Raw genomic sequence first — 616 nt, forward strand, 5'->3', positions numbered from 1 at the left:
AGAAAGCTCACCACTGTTACACATAAGAACAATACTATCTGAAATAGCATCTGAAAGAAAATTATACTTTTAGTTTTCTACTCTCTTGAATACTATGAAACTTTGCAAACAATATTATCGATATTAAATCCAACGGAAAGCAAACTTGACATTTACTATCGAAACAATTATCTTATATGTAAAGCTAGCTTTCCATTAGAAAGGAGAATGTAATGTGAAAAATAGACTTGAACAAATTAGAAAAGAAAAAGGAATAACACAAGAAGAACTTGCAGACGCACTCGAAGTATCAAGACAAACAGTCGGCTCTTTGGAAAATGGAAGATACAACCCATCAATCATATTGGCATACAAAATTGCCAAGTACTTTGATTTAACAATCGATGAAATATTTATCTACGAGGAAGATAAAAAATGAAAAAACAGAAAACCCAAAATTTTTGGTACATAGGATATGTAATAGGAATTTGCGGACTAATTCTTGCACTCACTCTTAAACTGAACGAATCCGTAGAAATTGCACTGTCAGTTGTTTTTGTTGCAACTATCTCACTTTCACACGTAAAAATCATGCACTATAAGATGATAGAAAAAGACCACACCTACAAAATAAACG

General features: G+C 31.8%; 1 protein-coding gene and 1 pseudogene. Both read left to right on the forward strand.

Features of this window, described 5'->3' with window-relative positions:
- The first annotated feature begins 214 nt into the window (after positions 1-214).
- Positions 215-418 (forward strand): helix-turn-helix transcriptional regulator, encoded by a 204-nt coding sequence (locus tag P0106_RS07175; protein ID WP_473730649.1) that lies wholly within the window; start codon positions 215-217, stop codon positions 416-418.
- Positions 415-616: pseudogene (locus tag P0106_RS07180) on the forward strand (DUF2178 domain-containing protein); the annotation flags it as partial. The gene P0106_RS07175 and the pseudogene P0106_RS07180, both read left to right, overlap by 4 nt.

The organism is Gardnerella sp. c11Ua_71 (assembly GCF_055818025.1).